This is a genomic window from Undibacterium sp. (genome assembly GCF_030683615.1).
Classification (GTDB): domain Bacteria; phylum Pseudomonadota; class Gammaproteobacteria; order Burkholderiales; family Burkholderiaceae_D; genus Undibacterium; species Undibacterium umbellatum.
The window spans coordinates 26,256-48,244 of sequence record NZ_JAUXQE010000021.1 but is presented as its reverse complement, the minus strand read 5'-3'; the positions used below and the strand labels follow the sequence as shown (position 1 = coordinate 48,244).

Below are 21,989 nucleotides of genomic sequence, written 5' to 3'. Positions count from 1 at the left end.
TGTAGGTTGAACCAGAATTACAGATCAAGCAACAGGCGTGCTGGATCTTCCAGCGCGTCTTTCATTGCCACCAGCCCCAGAACTGCTTCACGTCCATCAATAATACGATGGTCATAAGACATAGCCAGGTAATTCATAGGACGGATCACTATCTGACCATTTTCAACCACTGCACGGTCCTTGGTCGCATGCACGCCCAAAATGGCGGATTGTGGTGGGTTGATGATAGGTGTAGACAACATGGAACCGAAAGTACCGCCATTCGAGATGGAGAAAGTACCACCAGACAAATCGTCCAGTGTCAGTTTACCGTCTTTTGCCTTGGCACCAAATTCACCGATTTTCTTCTCGATTTCAGCAATCGTCATTTGGTCCGCATTACGCAGGATAGGCACTACCAGGCCGCGTGGGGAACCAACAGCGATACCGATATCAAAGTAACCGTGGTAGACGATGTCGTTACCATCAACAGAGGCGTTGATAATCGGGTATTTTTTCAATGCAGCTACGGCAGCCTTGACGAAGAAGGACATGAAACCCAGTTTCACGCCATGTTCTTTTTCAAACTTGTCTTTGTACTTGTTACGCAAGTCCATGACAGGAGCCATGTTGACTTCATTGAATGTCGTCAGAATTGCATTAGTGGATTGCGATTGCACCAGACGTTCAGCGATACGCGCACGCAAACGGCTCATCGGTACGCGTTCTTCAGGACGGTCACCCAGGCTGGCGATAGTCGGGGCAGCCACTTGTTGCAGTGCTGGCTTGCCAGTTGCAGGAGCAGCCAGAGGAGCAACTACTGGTGCTGCAGCAGGTTTGGCGGCTACGGCTGCCAGTGCATCACCTTTGGTAACACGGCCATCTTTGCCGGAACCGTCAACTTGTGCAGCAGTCAGATTGTTTTCTGACAGTATTTTCGCTGCTGCAGGCATCGCTACGCCAGCAGAAGATTTTGCATCAGCAGATGCAGATGTGGCAGCAGCAACTGCTACTGGAGCAGCAGATACTTCCATAGGGCTTACTTTTGCAGATGCATCAGTATCGATAATCGCGATGATTTCGCCAGCAACGACAGTGCTGCCATCGCCCTTGATGATTTGCGTGATCACACCAGCGTCAGGCGCTGGCAGTTCCAGTACGACTTTGTCGGTTTCCACGTCGATCAGGTTTTCGTCGCGGCCGACTTCCTGGCCAACTTTTTTATGCCAGGACAACAGGGTTGCTTCTGCGACAGACTCAGATAACTGAGGAACTTTTACTTCGATAATTGCCATTTTTTACTCTCCGATTCGGGTAGCCAAATGCGACATCAGCTTCTGATGTCGCATCGCGTCATTATTTGGTCAGGACAAAGCCTTTGAGTTTGGAAAATGCCGTTTCCAGCAATGCTTTTTGCTGTGCATAGTGCTTGTCATAGTAACCGACAGCTGGCGATGCACTGGCTGGACGACCCGCATAAGCAAGTTTTTGACCTTCTTCCAGGCTTTCAAAAATATTGTGCTGAATCTGGAACCATGGTCCCTGATTTTGCGGCTCATCTTGTGCCCAGACCAATTCCGTCATATTCGGGAATTTTTTCAATTCAGCGACAAAACTCTTATGCGGGAATGGATACAGTTGTTCAACACGAACAATCGCCGTATCAGACTGACCGCGCTCTTTACGGGCATTGACCAGGTCATAATAAACCTTGCCTGAGCAAGCGATGACACGTTTGACTTTCTTCGCATCGATCTTCTCGTCAACTTCACCAATTACCGTATGGAAGCTGCCTTTGGCCAGATCGGACAAAGGTGAACCTGCATCCTTGTTACGCAGCAAGGACTTCGGTGTCATGATGACCAGAGGCTTGCGGAACATGCGTATCATCTGACGACGCAACAGGTGGAAAATCTGGGACGCAGAAGTAGGCTGAACCACTTGCATATTGTTGTCAGCACACAGTTGCAGGAAACGCTCTGGACGTGCAGATGAATGCTCTGGGCCCTGACCTTCATAACCATGTGGCAGCATCATGACCAGACCAGATGCACGGCCCCATTTCACTTCACCAGAACTGATGAACTGATCAATAACAACCTGGGCACCGTTGGCGAAATCGCCGAATTGTGCTTCCCAGATAGTCAGCGTATTTGGTTCTGCAGTGGAGTAACCATATTCAAAGCCCAATACCGCTTCTTCAGACAAAACGGAATCAATGACAGTGAATGGTGCCTGTTTATCAGAAATGTTTTGCAGAGGAATATAAGTGCCGGCATCCCAACGTTCACGGTTTTGATCATGCAAAACAGCGTGACGGTGAACGAAAGTCCCACGGCCTGCATCCTGACCTGTCAAGCGAATCGCATAACCGGAAGATACCAGGGATGCGTATGCCAGATGCTCGCCCATCCCCCAGTCCAGGTTCATGTCACCACGCCCCATGGCTGCGCGGTCACCCAGGACTTTTTCTACCAGACTATGCGGCTTGAAGCCTTCTGGAACGGTAGTAATGCGCTCGGCCAGACGCTTCAATTCAGTTGCTGGTACGGCTGTGTCAGCAGCATCTGTCCATTTACGATTGAGGAAAGGAATCCAGTCAACAGCGTATTTGTTTTTGAAGTTGGAGATGACCGGATCATGGGTATGCTTGCCTGCATCCATTGCATCACGGTAAGCCTTGACCATCTGATCGCCGCCATCCGCTGGGATAGTGCCTTGCGCAGCCAACTTGTCAGCGTACATACGGCGTGTGCCTGGATGCTGAGCAATCTTCTTGTACATCAAAGGCTGTGTCAGTGCAGGCGTATCTTGCTCGTTGTGACCAAGTTTGCGATAGCAAATAATGTCAACGACGACATCCTTCTTGAATTCCATACGGTAATCCAGAGCGATCTGGGTAGCCAGGACAACGGCTTCTGGATCATCTGCATTGACGTGCAGTACCGGTGCCTCGATCATTTTGACAACGTCGGAGCAATACAGGGTTGAACGTGAATCGCGTGGATCAGAAGTTGTAAAACCGATCTGGTTATTGATGACGATATGCACAGTACCACCTGTGCCGTAGCCGCGTGTTTGCGCCAGATTCAAGGTTTCCATGACTACGCCCTGCCCTGCAAACGCGGCATCGCCGTGTACCAGGATAGGCAAGACTTGAGAGCCGTCTTTGTCGCCGCGACGATCCATACGTGCTTTAACAGAACCTTCAACCACTGGATTAACGATTTCCAGATGGGAAGGATTGAACGCCAGGGACAAGTGGACCGGGCCGCCTGGTGTAGAGATATCAGACGAGAAGCCTTGGTGGTATTTAACGTCGCCAGCTGGCAAATCGTCACCGTGTTTGCCTTCAAATTCAGCAAACAGATCCTGAGGCATTTTGCCCAGTGTATTGACCAGTACGTTCAGACGACCACGGTGGGCCATACCGATAACGATTTCTTCCACACCGCGCTCACCAGCGCGCTGGATGGTTTCATCCATGGAAGCGATAAAGCTTTCGCCGCCTTCCAGGGAGAAGCGCTTCTGACCAACATATTTGGTATGCAGATAGCGTTCCAGGCCTTCAGCCGCAGTCAGGCGGTCAAGGATGTGTTTTTTCTTTTCAGGAGAGAAAGATGGTGTGGAGCGAATTGCCTCCAGCTTTTGTTGCAACCAGCGTTTTTCTGTAGGGTCACTGATGTACATGAACTCAGCACCGATGGAACGGCAATAAGTATCACGCAGAGCATTCAGCAGGTCGCGCAATGATGCAGTTTCTGGCCCGAAATAGGTATTGCTGATATTGAACTGTATGTCCATATCGGCATCGGTAAAACCATAGAAACTTGGTTCCAGTTCAGGAATACTTGGACGTTCCTGGCGTTGCAGCGGGTCCAGATTGGCCCAGTGGCTACCAAGGAAGCGATAGGCAGCGATCAGTTGCTGGGCGGCGACGCGTTTGCGCCCCATCTCAGCATCAGCAGTCGCATTGACTGTGCGTATCGGGCCTTGTTTAGCACGTTCGGCAAACGATGCAATAACAGGTGCGTGGGCAACGTCTGGCTTGGCAGAGCCGTCGACGGCAGGCACGTTTTGCATGGCGTCGAAATATGCACGCCAGTTGTCAGGAACAGAACCGGGATTATTCAGGTACGCTTCATACAGTTCTTCTACATACGGCGCATTGCCGCCGAACAAGTACGAGTTAGCGTTATATTGTTGCATCATCTTGCTCACCTTTCTTCGCGTTTCGCGAGATTAGCGGGTTAATCTAACCTTCCGCGACACGGCCTGACCGGTTAGCGGATTGCACATCAAGTTGTGGGGAAGGGCTTAGTTCAAACTATCCTCGAGATCAAATCAAAAAACATGTTAATTGGATATGATTTTTGATTGAATCACGAAAGTTATCTGTGAAAATTACTTTCGTGGCGAAGCATAGCATAATTACTGAAGAAAAAAAAAGCGAGTCTTGAAGACTCGCTTTTTACAACAACATATAATAGTTAAAGATTAACGTTTATCTATCGCTGGCACATCACGTTTAGCTGCGCCAACAAACAATTGACGTGGGCGACCGATTTTTTGCTCAGGATCAGAAATCATTTCTTTCCATTGAGCGATCCAGCCTACTGTACGCGCCAGAGCAAAAATACCTGTGAACAATGCAGTTGGGATACCCAGCGCGCGTTGTACGATACCAGAATAGAAATCGACGTTAGGATACAGTTTCCGGCTCACGAAGTATTCGTCTTCCAGCGCAATTTTCTCCAGTGCCATTGCCAGCTTAAACAATGGATCATCTTGCAGACCCAGCTCTTGCAACACTTCATAGCAGGTTTCACGCATCAGTTTGGCGCGAGGGTCATAGTTTTTATAAACACGGTGACCAAAGCCCATCAGCTTCACGCCAGAGTTTTTGTCTTTGACCTGAGCGATAAAGGTAGGAATATTGTCGACACTGCCGATTTCTTCCAGCATGCTCAATGCAGCTTCATTTGCACCACCATGAGCAGGACCCCACAAGCATGCGATACCAGCAGCGATACAGGCAAATGGATTGGCACCAGAAGAACCAGCCAAGCGAACTGTCGATGTAGAAGCATTTTGCTCGTGATCTGCATGCAGGATCAGGATACGATCCAAGGCACGTACCAGCACTTCATTGGTTTTGTACGGCGCGCATGGTGTAGAGAACATCATGTGCATGAAGTTCGCGCTATACGACAAGTCATTTCGTGGATACACGAAAGGCTGACCGATAGAATATTTATAGGCCATTGCTACCAGCGTCGGCATCTTGGCGATCAGGCGGATCGCTGATACTTCGCGGTGATGCGGATCATTGATATCCAGCGAATCATGGTAAAAAGATGCCAGAGCACCGACTGTACCGACCAATACTGACATAGGATGCGCATCACGGCGGAAGCCACGGAAGAAGAATTGCATCTGCTCGTGCACCATGGTGTGATTGGTGACGGTCGCAACAAATTCAGTTTTCTGCGCAGCATTTGGCAATTCGCCATTTAGCAACAGATAGCAGGTTTCCAGGAAGTCGCCGCCATTAACAGCCAGTTGCTCAATTGGGTAACCGCGATACAGCAATTCACCCTTGTCGCCATCGATATAAGTAATAGAAGAATTACAGGCTGCCGTGGACATGAAACCTGGATCATAGGTGAACATGCCGGTAGAACCATACAATTTACGGATGTCAATGACATCGGGACCAATTGAGCCCTTGTAAATCGGCATTTCCAGGGCTGGTGAGCCATCGGAGAATGATAGGGTGGCTTTTGTTTCAGAATTTGTCATGGCTCTTCCTTCAGATAAGAGGTGAGTCGTTAATCAAAAAAACACAAAAATCAAATTGACTTACGCCGTTTGCAGGCGCAGCAATAATGCATGAACATGAGGCAGATCGACTTCGGCTTCGGCTTGTTTCTTGGCCATAATCAGATCCATTAATGTATTGTCTGGCAATTCCATCAGGCGGCTGAAGGCATCCACTTCCTCATCTGTCAGTGATTCTTCATTGGCATCCAGAAAACGCGTCAAGATCAAATCGTTTTCAAGCAAACCGCGCCTTGCCCGCCATCGCAAACGTGCACGCTTTACCGGGTCGTTTTGATGGGATATAGCTTGTGACTCAGACATAATTAATTCTCTTCCATACTGACTATTTCATGCGGCTCTCAGCTTGCCTGGAAAACCGCATGAAATAGCAGCGATGCCCTGAGACATCGCTGAAATGCAAACTGAACTGCAAACCTAGACTGCGAATCTAGATTACAGAATTAGACTGCACGACGAACCATCAGTTCTTTAATCTTACCGATAGCACGGGTAGGATTCAGACCTTTAGGACAGACATCCACACAATTCATGATGGTGTGGCAACGGAACAAACGATACGGATCTTCAAGGTTATCAAGACGTTCGCCAGTTGCCTGATCACGTGAATCAGCAATGAAGCGATAAGCCTGCAACAAACCTGCCGGGCCAACGAATTTATCCGGATTCCACCAGAAAGATGGGCATGATGTAGAGCAACATGCGCACAGGATGCACTCATACAAGCCGTCGAGCTCTTCACGTTCCGCAGGAGACTGCAGACGTTCTTTTTCCGGAGGAATAGAATCATTCATCAGGTAGGGCTTGATGGAATTGTATTGCTTGAAGAATTGCGTCATATCCACGATCAAATCACGGATGACAGGCAAGCCAGGCAAAGGACGCAAGACAATAGGCTCACTCAATTCATTCAGATTGGTGGTACATGCCAGGCCATTTTTGCCATTGATGTTCATCGCATCAGAACCACACACGCCTTCACGGCATGAGCGGCGCAGTGCCAAAGAGTCATCAACGTCAGATTTAATGCGTTGCAATGCATCCAGCAACATCTTGTCAGTGTCTTGCAGTTCTACGGTCAAGTCTTGCATGTAAGGCTTGGCATCCTTGTCCGGATCGTAGCGGTAGATTTTAAATTTTAATGTACGTGCCATATCGATATCTCTTTAGAATGTACGTGGTTTCGGCTTGAAGGGTTCTACGGTCAGTGGTTTGGTCACGACCGGCTTGTAGTCAAGGCGATTGCCTTCGGAATACCACAAGGTATGCTTCATCCAGTTAACGTCGTCGCGCTCTTCATAATCACGGTGGGCGTGAGCACCACGGGATTCTTTACGGGCGGCAGCAGATGTAATCGTTGCTTTGGCTGTTTCAATCAGATTATCCAGCTCCAGCGCTTCTACACGTGCTGTATTGAAGACTTTGGATTTATCCTTGAAAGACACATGTTTGCGACGCTCATCAAGCTCCATAATTTTCTTGTAGCCAGTTTGCAGCAATTCATCAGTACGGAATACGCCGCAGTATTGCTGCATGCTGGCACGAATATCATTGGCAACGTCTTGCACACGCTCGGAACCAGTGCTAGTTTCCAGCTTGGACAAACGTGACAACGCGAGATCCGCTGCATCAGCAGGCAAATCCTTGTTGCTGCGTTCTTTGAGCTTGCTGGCAACAACATGGTTGCCAGCTGCACGACCAAACACCAGTAAATCGAGCAGAGAGTTAGTACCCAGACGATTGGCACCGTGTACGGATACGCAGGCGCACTCGCCGATTGCATACAGGCCATTGACGACTTCACTACCACCATTTTTAGGTGCAACAACCTGACCATGAATATTGGTCGGGATACCACCCATCTGATAGTGAATGGTAGGAACGACAGGAATCGGCTCCTTGGTCGCATCCACGTTGGCAAACTTGTGGGCGATTTCGAGGATTGACGGCAAGCGTTTTTGAATGGTGTCAGCACCGATGTGACGCAAATCCAGCATGACGTGATCTTTATTCGGACCACAGCCACGACCTTCTTTGATTTCCTGATCCATGGAGCGGGAAACAAAGTCACGTGGAGCCAAATCTTTGTAGGTAGGCGCATAACGCTCCATGAAGCGCTCACCCTGACTATTGATCAGAATACCGCCCTCACCGCGCACACCTTCTGTAATCAACACACCCGCACCAGCAACACCGGTTGGGTGGAATTGCCAGAATTCCATATCTTCCAGTGGTAAACCAGCACGCGCCGCCATGCCCATGCCATCACCGGTATTGATAAAGGCATTGGTGGAGGCAGCCCAGATACGACCTGCACCACCAGTAGCAAATATCGTGGTTTTGGCTTCCAGCATCATGACTTCGCCAGTTTCCATTTCCAGCGCAACGACACCCAGCACATCACCATCCGCATCACGGATAAGGTCGATTGCCATCCATTCAACAAAGAAATGGGTGCGGGCGCGCACATTGCGCTGATACAGTGTATGCAACAAAGCATGACCAGTACGGTCAGCCGCAGCGCAAGCACGTTGCACAGCCTTCTCACCAAAGTTGGCAGTATGACCGCCGAATGGCCGCTGATAAATCGTACCATCAGCATTACGGTCAAAAGGCATGCCGAAATGCTCAAGTTCGTATACAACTTTTGGCGCCTCGCGACACATGAATTCGATCGCATCCTGATCACCCAGGTAATCAGAACCCTTGACCGTGTCAAACATATGCCAGTACCAGTTGTCTTCCGACATATTGCCGAGTGAAGCACCGATACCGCCCTGAGCCGCTACAGTATGAGAACGTGTAGGAAATACTTTCGACAGTACAGCAACATTCAGGCCAGCTTCAGCCAGTTGCAGCGAAGCACGCATGCCGGAACCACCAGCACCAATGATGACCGCATCAAAACGGCGGCTAGGGATTGTGGATTTAATTGCAGCCACTTTATACTCTCCACAAAATCTGTGCAGCATAGCCAGCACAAGCAATCAGCCACAGAATAGTGGCAACTTGAAATACCAGACGAACAAATACATTGTGCGTCACATAATCCATCCAGACATCGCGCATACCAACCCAGGCGTGGTACAGCAGGCAGACAACAACAGAGAATGTCGCCAGCTTGAACCATTGCATGGCAAATATGCCTGCCCAGCCAGCCTGATTGAAATTTTTACCTGTCAAAAACAAGCCCAGCAAAATGATGGTATACAGCGCCATCACGATGGCTGTTACGCGTTGCGCCAGCCAGTCACGCAAACCGTAACTCGCTCCCACGACCAGGCGCTTAGGCCCGATATTATTATTTGCCATTTAGAATACTCCGAACAATTTCAACGCAACCAATGCTGTCAGCGACAAACTGATCACCAAGACACTTACTGCAGATTGACGCGCAGTATCCTTGTTCAGACCATAGTGCAAATCCATGAACAAGTGACGAACACCCGCGCAGAAATGATGCAGATAAGCCCATGACAAAGCCAGAATAACCAGCTTGACAAAAACACCAGATGTCAAAGCCTGCAATTCAGCAAATGTCGACTCTGAAGTCAAACTCTTATCTAGCAGGTACAAGATGAATGGCAACAACAGGAACATCAGCATTCCACTTGCCCGGTGCAAGATGGAAACGAAGCCTGCTAGCGGCAACCGGTAACCGGTCGCATCTATCAAGCGCATGACACCAAAGCGTGGCTTGGCTCTTACTACTTCAGACATAAATAATCTCCCCATTAACTAGTCTGTACATAAACCTTGCAATTTTCGCTCATTTTGGTGCATTGCACCAACAAAATTCGGCGCAATTTACAAAATATCGCTATCTTAAACCTAAAGCTCCGCAGGCGCAGAGCACGCAAACACACGTCCACAAGGTCAGGACACGTCGAACAAAAAAACGGTCGACATATCTGATTTATTGATTTAGCTCAATTCATTCCTGTAATGGTGATTCAAAGTCAAATACAAACCTCGACGCAACTCTACCGGCTTATCGCCGTAAGTAAAGGAAACACGCTCAACATTAAGCAAAGGCATACCCACACCAACACCCAATAAACTTGCGACCGCCTCATCTGCACACACCGCGCGGATTTGTTCAGAAGCCCTTATCATGTGCGTACCAAATTCCGTTTCAAAAAGACCGTACATGGGACCCTTGTATTCATTCAGGCGTTCGACCGTCAAACCTTTGAAGATGGAACCAGGCAACCACAGGTCATCAAGAATCGTCGGAACACCAGAAAAGGATTGGACCCGGCGAATAAAAACAACGGAATCACCAGATTTGATATCCAGCAAACGCGCCACTTCTGCTGGCGCGCGCATGCGCTTGACTTCAATGATGCGGTTCTCAGGATAATGCGGCACACCCTCATCAGGCGCCAGTCGCAAAAAACGGAATTGCGAACGCGCCTCGTGGTGGGTAGCGACAAAAGTCCCCTTCCCTTGCCTGCGCACGACCAGGTTTTCTGCTGACAACTCATCAATCGCCTTGCGGACCGTACCCTGACTGACTTTGAAACGACTAGCCAATTCCATCTCACTGGGAATCAACTCACCTGGCTTCCACTCACCAGATTGCAGACTCTGGGTAATCAGCGCTTTGATCTGTTGATATAACGGACTGAAGGTAGGTGAAGCGTTCAAGGATGAGGCTGAAGAAGCACCAACCCCGGCACCTGAAGCAGTTGGTACAACAGTCGGATTATTCGCGGTTGATATGATAGAGTTCATAGACTGCAATTTCACCACAAAACCACCCACCACGTCCAGAACAAACTACTAAGTGATATGTCTTATATAAGACATAAGATATTGATTGACACTTAGCCCTGCACGACCTAAACTCCCGTACAAATAGTTGGCGTCAGCATCAGGCCAGCACCAGCTATCAATCTGTCACGCACAGCTATCACACCAAGCAATATAGTTCGAACGCTTTCAATGTAAAGGACGAAAACATGTTTGCAGCGGATTTTGGCTGACTGACAGGGCTTTCAACGGTATCATTAAGTTTTTTCATAGCGTCGGCTTAGCAGTCGCTGCAATTGTTTGAACATCGTTTTCACACCACTTCGGAGATGCATCATGGCGAAATCCCCTATGCGCGTAGCTGTAACCGGCGCCGCAGGCCAAATCGGCTATTCCCTTCTGTTCCGTATCGCCAATGGCGACATGCTGGGCAAAGACCAGCCAGTGATTCTGCAATTATTGGAAATTCCTGACGAAAAAGCCCAAAAAGCGCTGAAAGGCGTAATGATGGAAATCGACGACTGCGCATTCCCGTTGCTGGCAGGCATGTCTGCTCACAGCGATCCAATGACAGCGTTCAAAGATATCGACGTCGCCTTGCTGGTTGGCGCACGTCCACGCGGCCCAGGCATGGAACGCAAAGACCTGCTGGAAGCCAATGCACAGATTTTCACTGTACAAGGCAAGGCACTGGATGCAGTTGCATCACGCAATGTTAAAGTTCTCGTGGTTGGCAATCCAGCCAACACCAATGCTTACATCGCCATGAAGTCGGCACCTTCCCTGCCAGCGAAAAACTTCACAGCCATGCTGCGCCTGGATCATAACCGCGCCTTGTCTCAAGTCGCTGCCAAAGTTGGCAAGCCAGTTGCTGCAATTGAAAAACTGTGCGTCTGGGGCAATCATTCCCCAACCATGTACGCTGACTATCGCTTTGCGACAGTTGACGGCGCATCTGTCAAAGACCTGATCAACGATCAAGTCTGGAACAAGGATATATTCCTGCCTACAGTTGGCAAACGCGGCGCAGCGATTATCGAAGCACGTGGCCTGTCATCTGCGGCTTCTGCAGCGAACGCAGCAATCGACCACGTACGTGACTGGTTGCTGGGCACAAACGGTAAATGGACTACCATGGGCATCCCTTCCGATGGCTCTTATGGCATTCCTGAAGGCACCATGTTTGGCTTCCCTGTAACAACAGAGAATGGCGAGTACAAAATCGTTGAAGGTCTGGAAATCGACGAATTCTCCCGCGAACGCATCAACATCACCCTCAAAGAACTGCAAGAAGAGCGTGATGGCGTCAAACACCTGGTAGGTTAATCAGGTCAGGGGGCAGATTCTGGCACTCGCTGGAATCTGCCTTGGTTCACGATGATATTTTAAGTAATGCACCCATCTACAGTACTTTTTCAAGATCAAATTCAACCGGTTATATTGCCGGTCTGCGACCATTACGCAGGATCTGAGAAATTGATGCGCAAATCGATTGCGCTACAACAGGAACTAGGTGGAATTTTTGATATCACTCTCGATTGCGAAGACGGCGCAGCCGCTGGCAATGAGATAGCCCATGCAAAGCTGGTCGCAGCTTTGGTCGCCAGCTCTGACAATCATTACCAGCGTCTGGGCGCGCGGGTACACGACGTACATCATGCGGCATTTGAACAAGACCTGGAACTGATACTGCCGACATGCGCAGACACGCTTGCCTACCTGGTTTTACCAAAAATCAATAACACTGCCGAGTTGCAAGCCGCACTGCAACGCATTAATCACTTTGGCAAAAAAAGTAACGGCCAATTGATACCGGTTCACGTCTTGATAGAAACCCATGGCGCACTTGTAGAAGTGCAGCAAATTGCTGCCCTGCCCCAGGTTGAATGCCTGTCATTTGGTTTGATGGATTTTGTGTCCTCCCATTTTGGCGCGATACCTGCGAGCGCGATGCGCTCTCCTGGCCAGTTCAATCACCCACTGGTTTTGCGCGCCAAGCTGGAAATCGCCGCCGCCTGCCACCGCTATGGCAAAGTCGCCTCACATAATGTCTCCACAGAGATCAGAGATGTGAACGTAGTAGCAAATGATGCGCGCCGCGCAGCCAGCGAATGCGGCTACACCCGCATGTGGAGCATACATCCGGAACAAATACGCCCCGTCATTGAGGCATTTTCACCCAGTGAAAATGAAATCCTTGACGCTGTCGCCATCCTGACCCAGGCAAAAAACCAGGCCTGGGGACCAACACAGTGGCAAGGACAGTTACATGACAGAGCCAGTTACCGCTATTATTGGACAATTTTAAAACGGGCCCAGTCAGGGCCATTTGTATTACCAGCAGCAGCACAAGAATTACTTTAGGGAGACTTTTATGAAACTATTTTCTTTTATCAGCCTGGCATTTGCTGCATGTGCCCTGCTTTCCACTAGTATAAACGCTGCTGAAACCCAGAAGGGTAAGAGCAAGATTTCTGCGAAAACCGCAAAATCAGCAACACAAGTCGGTGCCCCAAAAGAAGATGATGAGCCAGAACCGGACGTACAACAGCAAAAGAACTTTGAATACAAGTGCGAACTTGGCAATTCATTGACAATGTACACCAACCCTGATGACGATCAGCATATGGCAATGCGCTGGAAAAAACGCCTGTATCGACTGACACGCGTTGAGACCACAACTGGTGCACACCGCTTTGAAAACCGTAAAGCAGGCTTCGTCTGGATAGGTATACCTACAAAAGCACTATTACTGGATTCACGCAGGGGTCTGCAACTTGCCAATGAGTGCAAACCAGTTGAGCCTATCATTGCCGAAGTTGAAAATATACCAGGAACAGCAATCCCAGCTAAGTAAGCATTTTCAACAAACCTCGTACTTGAGAGTTTGTTGCAGTAAGAATTTTTTTTTGACCGTTGATTTTTGTAAATAAGAGGAAGAGCCATGAGCCAAAATGCGTACAAAGATGCATTCAAAACCCTGAAGGATTTTAAAATTTCAGACACCAAGAAAGGCAAGTTCTTTTCTCTGCCTGCACTGGAAAAAAATCTCGGCGTAAATATCTCACGCCTGCCAGTCTCCATTCGCATCGTGCTGGAATCAGTGCTGCGTAACTGTGATGGTAAAAAAGTTACAGAAGAGCATGTCAAACAATTGGCTAACTGGAGTGCTACTGCTGCCCGTACTGACGAAATCCCTTTCGTGGTTTCTCGCGTAGTACTGCAAGACTTTACTGGCGTACCCTTGCTGGCCGACCTGGCTGCCATGCGCAATGTGGCTGCCAAACAAGGTAAAAATCCAAAAAATATTGAGCCTTTGGTACCGGTTGACCTGGTAGTTGATCACTCAGTACAAATCGATCATTTCCGCGAAAAGAAAGCGCTGGACCTGAACATGAAACTGGAATTCCAACGCAATAACGAGCGTTACCAGTTCATGAAATGGGGCATGCAGGCATTTGACACTTTTGGCGTGGTTCCCCCAGGCTTTGGCATTGTTCACCAGGTTAACCTGGAATACCTGGCACGTGGCGTCCACAAAGTCAAAGATGCCAAGAAAAATGAAATTTTCTATCCAGATACACTGGTAGGCACTGATTCCCATACCACCATGATCAATGGTATCGGCGTAGTTGGCTGGGGCGTTGGTGGTATCGAGGCAGAAGCCGGCATGCTGGGCCAGCCAGTTTACTTCCTGACACCAGATGTAGTCGGCGTCAACCTGACAGGCGCACTGCGCGAAGGTTGTACTGCAACGGATCTGGTGCTGACAATCACGGAATTGCTGCGCAAGGCCAAAGTAGTTGGCAAGTTTGTTGAATTCTTTGGCGAAGGCACACGCTCCCTGTCCCTGACAGACCGCGCAACCATCGCCAACATGGCGCCTGAATACGGCGCGACCATGGGCTTCTTCCCTGTTGATGAAGCAACGATTGATTACTTCAAAGGCACAGGCCGCACCAAGGCAGAAATCGACGCATTCGAAGGCTATTTCAAAGCCCAGAAAATGTTCGGTATCCCTGCTGCTGGTGACATCGACTACACCACAGAAATTTCGCTGGATCTGTCCACAGTTGCTCCCTCCCTGGCTGGTCCCAAGCGCCCACAAGACCGTATCGAAATCGGCAATGTCAAATCCACTTTTGCAGACCTGTTCTCGAAACCAACTTCCGAAAATGGTTTCAACAAAAAAGCAGAAGACCTGGATGCTGTCTACACCAATACTGATGGTGTCAAAGTCAAGAACGGCGATGTACTGATCGCTGCAATTACTTCCTGCACCAACACATCCAATCCTAGCGTTTTGCTGGCAGCCGGCTTGCTGGCCAAGAAAGCAGTTGAAGCTGGTTTGAAAGTGGCCCCACACATCAAGACATCGCTGGCCCCTGGCTCGCGCGTCGTCACTAAATACCTGGAAGCAGCTGGCCTCTTACCTTACCTGGAAAAACTGGGTTTCGGCGTCACTGCCTATGGTTGCACTACCTGTATCGGTAATGCCGGTGACCTGACACCTGCGATGAACGAAGCAATTGCCTCCAACGATATCGTGGCATCTGCCATCTTGTCTGGCAACCGCAACTTTGAAGCACGCATACACCCGAATATCCGCTCCAACTTCCTGGCCTCCCCTCCTTTGGTTGTTGCTTATGCTATCGCTGGCAACATGACCAGAGACCTGATGACAGAGCCAGTGGGTCGCGTCAAAGGCAAGGACATTTTCCTGGGCGACATCTGGCCTACCAGCGCAGAAATCAACAAACTGATGAAGTATGCGATGAATTCCAAGACTTTCAAGGAAAACTACGCAGACGTTAAAGGCGCACCAGGCAAGCTGTGGGAAAACATCAAGGGTGTCGCTGAAGGTCAAGTATATAACTGGCCTGCATCCACCTACATTGCTGAGCCACCATTCTTTGCTGACTTTACGATGGAACCAAAAGCGGCCGCGACTGGCATCACTGGTGCGCGCGCATTGGGTGTGTTCGGCGACTCCATCACGACTGACCATATCTCCCCAGCCGGCTCCATCAAGGAATCCAGCCCTGCAGGTAAATGGCTCAAAGAAAACGGCGTTCTGAAAGCCGATTTCAATTCCTACGGTTCACGTCGTGGTAACCATGAAATCATGATGCGCGGCACATTTGCCAACGTGCGCATCAAAAATCTCATGATCCCGGCCAAGGAAGATGGTTCCCGCGTTGAAGGCGGCGAAACTTTGTTCCAGCCAACCGGCGAACCTATGGCCATCTATGACGCAGCAATGAAATATGTTGCTGACGGCGTACCAACCATGATTTTCGGTGGTGAAGAATACGGCACAGGCTCTTCCCGTGACTGGGCAGCAAAAGGTACACAATTGCTGGGCGTCAAAGCGGTAATCGCACGTTCTTTTGAACGTATCCACCGTTCCAACCTGGTTGGCATGGGCGTATTGCCTTTGCAATTTATCGGCACTGACAGCGTCGATACGTTGGGCATCACAGGGAATGAATCTTTCGACCTGAAAGGCATAGAAGATGAAATCAAGCCTCAGCAAGAAGTGACCCTGGTCATCAACCGTGCCAACGGTGAAAAACAAGATGTCAAAGTCTTGTTGCGCATAGATACACCTATCGAGGTTGATTACTATAAACACGGTGGCATCTTGCCATTTGTATTGCGTCAATTGCTGGCGGCCTAAGCTATAGAAGCAAATCCATTCCTGCTGGCAGGGATGGATTGAAAAAGGTGAATTTCTCAGGAAATTCACCTTTTTTCTTTGGTTTTTCTTTCAATGCATGAGCATGCAAGAATGATGTAAGCAAGTTCATCTAAGCTTAGTTCATCTTAAAAATTTAACTCTGGAGACAATTATGTGGAAAATTCTCGTCGGCTTTATTATTTTTGCAGCTGCTGGCCTGTTCCTGATTTTTAAAGGAGGCGATAAAGTCGATATGCAAGGTGAAGCTGCAGGCCATAACCCGACCGAAGTCCATTCAGCTTCTGCCAGTGCATCAGCACCTGCCCCGGCTAGTTTGCCAGCTGCAGCATCCGAAGCAAGTACGACAGCTACACCAGCGTCTGACGCGGCGGCAAGTAGTGCCAGCAAATAAGCCGACAAGACAAAGGCTGCAGGCTTGCAGCCTTTTCTCTAGTTCAGCATAGTCAAAGCCTGCTGTATATCAGCTATCAGGTCTTGTGTGTCTTCCAGACCTATATTGAAACGCACCAAAATCCCGGATTCAGGCCAGTTGGTACGCATATGCTGTATGCGATAGGGTATGCATAGGCTATGCGCCCCACCCCAGCTATAACCCAGCTTGAACAATTTCAGACTATCGACAAAGCGGTCAGTTTGCTCTTCACTAAACTTCGCATCAAACAACACAGAAAATAAGCCTCCCGCACCAGTAAAGTCACGTTGCCAGATGTCATGTCCAGGGCAATCTGGCAAGGTTGGATGCAAAACCTTGCTGATTTCTGGGCGACTTGCCAGCCAGGAAGCAATTTTGCGCGCACTTTGATCGTGTGCATTGAAACGTAGTTGCAGTGTCGGCAAATTGCGCAGGACCAGATAGACATCATCCATACCCACGCCAAAACCCAGCCGCATGTGCGCCATTTGCAGCCGGGCATTGAGTGCCTCGTCACGGGTAATGACTGCCCCCATCAATACATCTGAACCACCACTTTGATATTTAGTCAGCGCCTGCATGATGATATCCACACCGTGCTCAAAAGCTGCAAATGCAATGCCTGCCGACCAGGTATTATCCAGAGCCACCAGCACACCACGCGCATGGGCAACTGCGCATATCGCAGGCACGTCCGGCACCTCCATCGAGACCGAGCCAGGTGCCTCCACCCAGATCAGGCAGGTGCGTTCTTCTATCAAAGCGGCGATGCCAGCACCTATTAAAGGATCGTAGAAGCTCACACTGATACCAAAACTACGCGACAGCCATTCAGCCTGATCGCGACTGGGGCCATACACATTATCCGGTATCAATACATGATCACCGCTTTGCAGGAAAGCCATATTCACCAGTGTGATCGCTGCCAGACCACTGGGCGTCAACAGGCAATGCTCGCCCTTCTCTATTTCTGCCAGCCTGGCTTCCAAGGTAAAACTAGTGGGCGTGCCATGCAAGCCATAGGTATAAGACGATTTGTCCAGCCAGCTACGTTCGCGCATGGTGGCAACATTGTCAAACAAGACTGTGGATGCATGATGGATGCCGACTGGAAAAGCAGCAAAGCCTTCCGGTGCTTCATACTCGCTATGAACAATACGGGTATTGAACCCTGGCTCTGGTTTAGTGTTTTCTGACATGCTGATTCCTGATTCCTGATTCCTGATTCGCAAGCAACTCAAAATGAGTTCATTGTATCTGGAGCATGTTAGCGCAGATGTAGCACATCACTCCATGATGGCAAAAAAGACGCTTGCCGCGTCTTTTTGGCGTATCACTGACTTCAAAGGAACAAGCCTATGACAGCAAATGAGTTGATCTATTTTTTTGAGAGCTCGTTAATCATTTCACTTTCTGTCAATTTGATATTGCTGACAACACCATCATCAAGCAAAATTTTTCTGGCAATAAGATCATTACCTGGAGCCAAAATCGTAAAATGTGACGCTCCTTTTACCGACAGAAATTGGATATTGGGATTGCTGGATTTGCTACGTAGTGATTCCAAAGAATCGATATTGCCATCTACCCCTTCGATAATGAATAAAGGGCTTTGGACAGATGGTAGCCAGTAATAGGGCGCACGTGACACCTGCTCTGCATAGCTGATCTTGTCGAAATTAACAGGTATCATGTTTCCGTAGTCACGCAAATTGGCGACCGGACCAAATGAAAAAACTGCCCTGAATCGTTTACTGGCTTCTGCAGTCATCAATACCAGAGTACCGCCAGTACTATGGCCTCCAAGATAGATTCGGGCCGGATCAACCCAGGGTTGTTGCGCCAAATAATCGGCCGCTGCCAGCACATCATCGATCTCACCAAAGTGCGCTTCATGTTTGCCCGGATTGTCATTACCGCCACGCAAAGTTGGGAACATCATCACAATACCTGCTTTGCGATAGGCTGCCGCAGATTGATCATTTGCTCTCGGCTTGACCTTTGACAAGGATGTTCCATCAATTGAATTACTATCGCCACCAGTAATCCAGATTACGGCTGGGTGTTTTTTTCCGTCTTTAGGATCTGAAGTCAACATAGCGGCAAGCTGCCCCACTGCGGACTGATAGCGTACTGCCTTAAACACATTGTCCGGCGAGTTGCCTACCGGGCTACGATAGTCGCCGTCATAGCTTACCTGAGTCTTGAACTGCTTGCGAAATGTAGCAAAGGATGCAGGATTTGGCGCGCTATCAGCAAGTGCAAATTGAGAAACTGAAGCCGACAGCAAAGCAAGTGCACAGAATTTTCGTATGGTAAGCATTTTTATGGGTCAGGAAAAAATCACATAGAGATAGGTCGGACATTGCAGACGTACTACACGTCTGCAATCATTCGATGAATTCGATGACAGTGCATGACTAGAGCACCAAACCTAAAACTTTATTTAGCAGAGGAAGCTTTGACTTTCCTTGTTTTGGAAGGTGGCAACAATTCCAACACAAATTCCTTGCTGACTTTGCCATCGTCTGATTGCCAGACGCCGCGTATCACATTATCCTTGAGCTCGCCATCCCATTGACCAGAGACATCTACGCCGTCCTCTGACTCTTCCATACTGAGTTTGTTTTTACTGACTTCGCCTGCCAGCAAAATCTTCTTCCCATTATTGCGTTTGCCACCTGCAACAACATAAGAGCCTTCGACACTGTCGCGGTCTTCGGGTTTGGGCTGTATGTGCATACGGATTTTGTCACTCCCCATGGTGCCACGCAATTCAATTGCACCGGCAAAAAAAGGATTGGACATGGGCGCAAAGCCTGATTTCACAGCAGGAACAGGTTCGGACTTATCTTCAGCCTGAGCTGCAAACCCTGACAGCAGAGTCAGTGGCAATAAAACTAAACGTAAAAATCTCATCAGACTGCTTCGCCCCACAGATCATGGGCATCAGCCGCAGTAATTTTTACTTCAACGAATTCACCAACCTTGAGTTTACGGTGTGGTTCGAAAGGTGGCTTCACATAGACGACGCCATCAATCTCAGGCGCATCAGCAGAACTGCGGCCTACGCCACCGCTGCGATCCAGTGAATCGATCAGCACGCGCATAGTTTTGCCGATTTTTGCTTGGAGGCGTTTTTTGGATATACCCTCCTGCAATTCCATAACGCGACGGCGGCGATCTTCGCGAACCTCATCTGGCAATTGATTGGCGATTTCATTGGCGGTTGCGCCTTCGACTGGCGAATAGGCAAAGCAACCCAGACGGTCAATTTCAGCTTCTTTCAGGAAATCGAGCAGATACTCAAACTCTTCCTCTGTCTCACCTGGAAAGCCGGCGATGAAGGTAGAGCGTATCGTGATCTCAGGGCACATTTCACGCCATGCCTTGATACGTTCTATATTTTTTTCGCCACTGGCTGGACGCTTCATGCGCTTCAACACGTCAGGGTGAGCATGCTGCAAAGGAACGTCCAGGTAAGGCAGGACATGTCCATTGTTCATGAAAGGAATGATCTGGTCTACGTGCGGATACGGATAGACATAATGCAGGCGCACCCAGGCATCATACTGCTTGGCCAATTCACCCAAGGCCTCTACCAATTGCGTCATATGTGTTTTGACCGGCTTGCCGTTCCAGAATCCCATACGGAACTTCACATCAACGCCATAGGCACTGGTGTCCTGGGAAATCACCAGCAACTCCTTGACCCCGGCCTTGAACAGATTTTCTGCTTCCATCATCACATCGGCAATCGGGCGGGATACCAAGTCACCACGCATGGAGGGGATAATGCAGAAGCTGCAACGATGGTTGCAGCCTTCGGATATTTTCAGGTAAGCGAAATGCTTGGGCGTCAGTTTGACGCCTTGTGGAGGCACTAAATCCATAAAGGGTTCATGCGGCTTTGGCAAATGCTTATGCACTGCCGCCATGACTTCGCCGACTGCGTGCGGGCCAGTCACCTCAAGTACTTTGGGGTGTATGGACTGTATCATGTCCTTGCCATCAGCACCTTTTTTAGCGCCCAGACAACCGGTCACAATCACCCTGCCATTTTCAGCCAAAGCCTCGCCTATTGCATCCAGGGATTCCTGTACGGCGGCATCAATGAAGCCGCAGGTGTTGACGATGACCAGGTCAGCACCATCATAGGATTTGGCAGTGTCATAACCCTCAGCACGCAATTGGGTCAGGATTTGTTCGGAATCGACGAGAGCCTTCGGACAACCCAGGGAAACAAATCCCACCTTGTGGGTAGCAGGCATTTCTTGACGACGAATTTCTGAGATAGACATATGGGATAATTAATAGCAAAAAGGGTACAAAAGCGAATCCGCTATTGTACCCTTTTTGCCAGCCCAACTTGCCGCATCTGCGATTAATTTCCTGAAGAATCAGGGGCTTAAGTCAGAATACTAACCTGTTCAAGCTGTATTTTATTTATTGTTTATTTACTTTTTATTCACATCTTCAGGATTGAACGGGAAGACATTGAACATGTTTTTTGTCTGGCTTTGCATTTGTTCTTGCATTTGCACAAACAAATTCTTGCTCTGTTCTATGTAGTTGCCCATCATGCCCTGCATCATCGGGCCCTGAACATTCATGAACTGGGTCCACATTTCAGGGCTGAAAGGCTTGCCTTCATAGATGCCCTTAGAATTCTCGGCCAGCTTGTTCTGGATATCGATAAAGGCCTGGACGTTTTTTTCCAGATAATTACCCATCATGCCTTGCATGGCATGACCATAATAGCGAATGATTTGCGACAATACGACGCTGGAAAACATCGGTGAACCGCCCGCCTCTTCTTCCAGAATGATTTGCAACAGTATGCTGCGCGTCAAATCTTCGCCAGTTTTTGCATCGACTACCGCGAAATCATCGTTTTCCAATACAAACTGTTTGACGTCGACCAACGTGATATAGCTACTGGTTTGCGTGTCGTACAGACGACGGTTAGGATATTTCTTGATCAGATGCTGTGTTGATTTTTTTGCGCTATTCATTGAAATCTCAGTTAAACACTTCGATATCCTGCCACTTGATGAGGATCACTCGCCAAAGCAGCACAGACTATTCACGCAAACATGATTTCTTGTTCTGGCACGACCAAAACAGCTTTCATGTTTGTCCCCTTTTTTATTTGCATCTTATATTCTGCAGCCTGCAAAAGATATGCCCATCGAAATCTTGCGACTCGGATGAGCATATTTTACCGCACTGCAGAAGAAAGACAGCAATCAGGGAGGCTAAAAAGCCAATTTAAAAATTTATTCTAATTCCCGGCAGCTT

Annotated in this window: 19 protein-coding genes; 5 read left to right on the top strand and 14 right to left on the bottom strand. The window is 48.9% G+C overall.

Features of this window, described 5'->3' with window-relative positions; all coding sequences use genetic code 11:
• Window positions 1-17: 17 nt before the first annotated feature.
• From odhB to Q8K39_RS09625, 9 genes are all read right to left on the bottom strand, one after another.
• Complete coding sequence (gene odhB / locus Q8K39_RS09665) at window positions 18-1,274, bottom strand: 2-oxoglutarate dehydrogenase complex dihydrolipoyllysine-residue succinyltransferase (protein ID WP_305259730.1); 1,257 nt, start codon at window positions 1,272-1,274, stop codon at window positions 18-20.
• A 61-nt stretch (window positions 1,275-1,335) separates the two neighbouring features.
• Window positions 1,336-4,191: a 2-oxoglutarate dehydrogenase E1 component gene (locus Q8K39_RS09660; protein ID WP_305259729.1), complete on the bottom strand. Its 2,856-nt coding sequence runs from the start codon at window positions 4,189-4,191 to the stop codon at window positions 1,336-1,338.
• Between the two features lie 285 nt (window positions 4,192-4,476).
• On the bottom strand, window positions 4,477-5,781 hold the full coding sequence (gene gltA / locus Q8K39_RS09655; protein WP_186951574.1) for a citrate synthase: 1,305 nt from the start codon (window positions 5,779-5,781) through the stop codon (window positions 4,477-4,479).
• A 60-nt stretch (window positions 5,782-5,841) separates the two neighbouring features.
• The gene (locus Q8K39_RS09650; RefSeq protein ID WP_186951575.1) at window positions 5,842-6,123 is read right to left on the bottom strand and encodes a succinate dehydrogenase assembly factor 2; all 282 of its coding nucleotides are present in this window, start codon (window positions 6,121-6,123) and stop codon (window positions 5,842-5,844) included.
• A 140-nt stretch (window positions 6,124-6,263) separates the two neighbouring features.
• On the bottom strand, window positions 6,264-6,974 hold the full coding sequence (locus tag Q8K39_RS09645; protein ID WP_162041574.1) for a succinate dehydrogenase iron-sulfur subunit: 711 nt from the start codon (window positions 6,972-6,974) through the stop codon (window positions 6,264-6,266).
• Between the two features lie 12 nt (window positions 6,975-6,986).
• Window positions 6,987-8,762: a succinate dehydrogenase flavoprotein subunit gene (sdhA, locus tag Q8K39_RS09640; protein WP_186951576.1), complete on the bottom strand. Its 1,776-nt coding sequence runs from the start codon at window positions 8,760-8,762 to the stop codon at window positions 6,987-6,989.
• 1 nt (window position 8,763) lies between these two features.
• On the bottom strand, window positions 8,764-9,132 hold the full coding sequence (sdhD, locus tag Q8K39_RS09635) for a succinate dehydrogenase, hydrophobic membrane anchor protein (RefSeq protein ID WP_186951577.1): 369 nt from the start codon (window positions 9,130-9,132) through the stop codon (window positions 8,764-8,766).
• Window positions 9,133-9,540 carry a succinate dehydrogenase, cytochrome b556 subunit gene (gene sdhC / locus Q8K39_RS09630; RefSeq protein WP_186951578.1) on the bottom strand — a complete coding sequence of 136 codons (408 nt, stop codon included), beginning with the start codon at window positions 9,538-9,540 and terminating at the stop codon, window positions 9,133-9,135.
• A 204-nt stretch (window positions 9,541-9,744) separates the two neighbouring features.
• Window positions 9,745-10,557 carry a GntR family transcriptional regulator gene (locus Q8K39_RS09625; RefSeq protein WP_186951579.1) on the bottom strand — a complete coding sequence of 271 codons (813 nt, stop codon included), beginning with the start codon at window positions 10,555-10,557 and terminating at the stop codon, window positions 9,745-9,747.
• 354 nt (window positions 10,558-10,911) lie between these two features.
• Between Q8K39_RS09625 and Q8K39_RS09620 the strand changes: the two genes are divergently transcribed.
• From Q8K39_RS09620 to Q8K39_RS09600, 5 genes are all read left to right on the top strand, one after another.
• A complete protein-coding gene (locus tag Q8K39_RS09620; protein WP_305259720.1) occupies window positions 10,912-11,901 on the top strand; it encodes a malate dehydrogenase in 990 nt (329 codons plus the stop codon).
• Window positions 11,902-11,967: 66 nt separating this feature from the next.
• Window positions 11,968-12,939 (top strand): CoA ester lyase, encoded by a 972-nt coding sequence (locus tag Q8K39_RS09615; protein ID WP_305259718.1) that lies wholly within the window; start codon window positions 11,968-11,970, stop codon window positions 12,937-12,939.
• A gap of 10 nt (window positions 12,940-12,949) precedes the next feature.
• Window positions 12,950-13,432 carry a hypothetical protein gene (locus Q8K39_RS09610; protein WP_305259716.1) on the top strand — a complete coding sequence of 161 codons (483 nt, stop codon included), beginning with the start codon at window positions 12,950-12,952 and terminating at the stop codon, window positions 13,430-13,432.
• A gap of 87 nt (window positions 13,433-13,519) precedes the next feature.
• The gene (gene acnA / locus Q8K39_RS09605; protein WP_305259714.1) at window positions 13,520-16,255 is read left to right on the top strand and encodes an aconitate hydratase AcnA; all 2,736 of its coding nucleotides are present in this window, start codon (window positions 13,520-13,522) and stop codon (window positions 16,253-16,255) included.
• Between the two features lie 172 nt (window positions 16,256-16,427).
• The gene (locus tag Q8K39_RS09600; RefSeq protein WP_186951584.1) at window positions 16,428-16,667 is read left to right on the top strand and encodes a hypothetical protein; all 240 of its coding nucleotides are present in this window, start codon (window positions 16,428-16,430) and stop codon (window positions 16,665-16,667) included.
• Between the two features lie 38 nt (window positions 16,668-16,705).
• Here Q8K39_RS09600 and Q8K39_RS09595 read toward each other — a convergent pair whose 3' ends face one another.
• From Q8K39_RS09595 to phaR, 5 genes are all read right to left on the bottom strand, one after another.
• On the bottom strand, window positions 16,706-17,887 hold the full coding sequence (locus Q8K39_RS09595; RefSeq protein WP_305259712.1) for a cystathionine beta-lyase: 1,182 nt from the start codon (window positions 17,885-17,887) through the stop codon (window positions 16,706-16,708).
• A 179-nt stretch (window positions 17,888-18,066) separates the two neighbouring features.
• Window positions 18,067-19,011: a S9 family peptidase gene (locus Q8K39_RS09590; protein WP_222616371.1), complete on the bottom strand. Its 945-nt coding sequence runs from the start codon at window positions 19,009-19,011 to the stop codon at window positions 18,067-18,069.
• Window positions 19,012-19,130: 119 nt separating this feature from the next.
• Window positions 19,131-19,607 carry a hypothetical protein gene (locus Q8K39_RS09585; protein ID WP_186951586.1) on the bottom strand — a complete coding sequence of 159 codons (477 nt, stop codon included), beginning with the start codon at window positions 19,605-19,607 and terminating at the stop codon, window positions 19,131-19,133.
• Window positions 19,607-20,989, bottom strand: coding sequence for a 30S ribosomal protein S12 methylthiotransferase RimO (gene rimO / locus Q8K39_RS09580; protein ID WP_230413544.1), 1,383 nt, complete (start codon window positions 20,987-20,989; stop codon window positions 19,607-19,609). Before rimO ends, Q8K39_RS09585 begins: the two co-directional genes overlap by 1 nt.
• A gap of 156 nt (window positions 20,990-21,145) precedes the next feature.
• Complete coding sequence (gene phaR / locus Q8K39_RS09575) at window positions 21,146-21,703, bottom strand: polyhydroxyalkanoate synthesis repressor PhaR (RefSeq protein ID WP_186951587.1); 558 nt, start codon at window positions 21,701-21,703, stop codon at window positions 21,146-21,148.
• Between the last annotated feature and the right edge of the window lie 286 nt (window positions 21,704-21,989).